We start from the raw sequence: 2,369 nt of genomic DNA on the forward strand, positions 1-2,369 counted from the left end.
TGTCCAGGTACTCGAGTGAGTGCACCACCGAGTACGAAGTTATGTGCACCACTCGTTAGGCCACGTCGGTCTCCCGCTCGATGGCCTGGAGGCGGTTCTTGAGCCGGTAGCTGTTGCCGTTGATCGAGACGACTTCGCAGTGGTGCAGGAGCCGGTCGAGGATCGCGGTGGCCAGGACCTCGTCGCCGAAGACCTGGCCCCATTCGCCGAAGGTCTTGTTCGAGGTCAAGATGATCGAGCCCTTCTCGTAACGCTTGGAGATGACCTGGAAGACCAGGTTCGCCTCAGCCCGTTCCAGCGGTTGGTAACCCACCTCGTCCACCACGAGAACGGCTGGCCGGAGGTAACTGGTGAGCTTGCTGATCAGACGGCCATGGTCCTCGGCGGCCTTGAGGTGACGGACCATGTCGTCAAGGCTGGTGAAGTAGATCGAGTAGCCGGCCCGGCAGGCCGCGACCGCCAGGGCGACGGCGATGTGCGTCTTGCCGACCCCGGGCGGTCCGAGCAGAGCGACGTTGGCCTTGTCCTCGACGAAGGAGAGGGTGGCCAGGTCCTTGACCTTGCGCGGATCGAGGTCGGGCTGGAAGGAGAAGTCGTAGTCCTCCAGCGTCTTGTGGTGCGGCAGCTTCGACAGCCGCAGGCCGTTGCGGAAACGGCGGTCGTCGCGGACGGCGAGTTCCTCGGCCAGCACCAAATCGAGGAAGTCGAGGTAGCCCATTTTGGCCTCGTCGGCCCGCTGGACGTACTGGTTCAGGGCCTCGGCCAGGTGCGGCAGGCCGAGCTTGGCGGCGGTGGTGCGGATGCGGGTGCTGGTCAGCTCGCTCAACGGGCGTCCTTCGTCGGTGACTTGGAGGAGAAGGGGCGAGTGCCGGTCAGCTCGTCATAGACCGACAACGGGCGGCGGCCGACCTCGACGTTTGCGGCAGCGGCCCGGTTCAGCAGAGCCTGCAGCGGTCCGGCCTCCGCCTTCGGCGGCTGGCCGCACCGGGGTGAGGGCAGAACGTCATCGCCGGTGGTGACACGGCGGCCGGCGCCGGTGGGAAGACCGTCCCAGTGAGCCTCATCCACGATGCGGGCGCCTCGGCCAACGGCCCGCGGGTGGACGGCCAGCAGCGTCTGGCCGCTGGCATCGGGAGCGGTGGAATGCAGACTGACTTGCGACTTCGTGGCGCGGACCTCGACCAGCTGGCGGGGGCGGACCTTGCGGGCAGGCACCGAGTAGAGGTTCGCGTCGAAGGCGACCAGGCAGTCCTTGCCGACGTGCCGCAGATGCCGCTGAGTGACCACATACGGAGTCGCCGGCAGCGGACGCAGGGCCATGTGGTCGCGCACGGCCCGGTGACCGATGACTTCGCCGTGCGTGTGGTGGACCTTCGCTCGCCGCAGCGGGACCCAGGCGGCGAAGGCGGCGTTCAGCTCCTCGATGGAGGAGAAGGCCCGCCCGGCCAGGACGTGGTCGCGGACGATGTTCACCTGCCGCTCGACCCGTCCCTTGCCCTGCGGGCGGTAGGCGGCCAGCACGTCGATGTCGAAGTCGTAGTGCCCGGCGAACGCGACCGCCTCCGGGTGCAACGGAACCGCCTCACCCGGAGCGACGTGCCGGCGCACGACCGTCTTCGTGCGGTCATAGACGATGCTCATCGGCACCCCGCCGAAGTGCGCGAACGCAGCCCGGTGGCAGTCGAAGAACGTCGCCAGGTCCTGACTGGTGGTGAAGCAGCAGAACGGGTCGCGCGAGTACGACAGCGTCATGTGGAAGGAGTAGACCTTCGGGATCCCGACATGGGCGAGGATCTTGCCCTCGTCTCCCCAGTCGACCTGGGCCTGAGCCCCCGGGACGACCTCGAACCGCCGGTGCAAGCCCGCCAGCTCACCTGGACTGATGCCCAGTTCCTCCGCGATCCGGGGCCGGGCTTCCTGCAGATAGAGCTTCACCCGCTGGTAGTTGATCGTGACCCCGTACTCCTGGGCCAGGCGCTCGTGGATCACCCTGCCCTTGAGCAGGATCTCAGACCTGAGCATCGCGTCGATCAGCGGCGCGACCTCGTCCACCACTCGCCGAGGCCGCTGATCTGCTGCTTCTCTCTTCGGCGGCGCAACCGATGCGGGGTCCTTGAGGTACTTGCTGACCGTCCGGCGGTTCAGCCCGGTCTCCTTCGCGATCTCCCGCAGGCTCATCGCACCGGATTCATACAGCGGACGAAACCGCCTCAACTCCAGCCAGCGATGCGGATCCAAGACCACCGTCAGCCGCCTCCCTGCCACCCCGAACCGACAGCAGCAGACTCACGGCCGACACCCCGTCACCGCATCAGAAATGGTGCACTTTCATCCGTACGAGGTGGTGCACGTTCGCTTGTACGCCGACA

Annotated in this window: 2 protein-coding genes; both read right to left on the reverse strand. The window is 66.9% G+C overall.

Features of this window, described 5'->3' with window-relative positions:
* Positions 1-55: 55 nt before the first annotated feature.
* Positions 56-826, reverse strand: a complete 771-nt coding sequence (gene istB, locus ACZ4W9_RS40220; protein WP_467944207.1) for an IS21-like element helper ATPase IstB — start codon at positions 824-826, stop codon at positions 56-58.
* Positions 823-2,265, reverse strand: coding sequence for an IS21 family transposase (gene istA, locus ACZ4W9_RS40225; protein ID WP_467944208.1), 1,443 nt, complete (start codon positions 2,263-2,265; stop codon positions 823-825). The genes istB and istA overlap by 4 nt, the downstream gene beginning before the upstream one ends.
* Between the last annotated feature and the right edge of the window lie 104 nt (positions 2,266-2,369).

This window comes from Streptomyces sp. NPDC029296, from assembly GCF_055569255.1.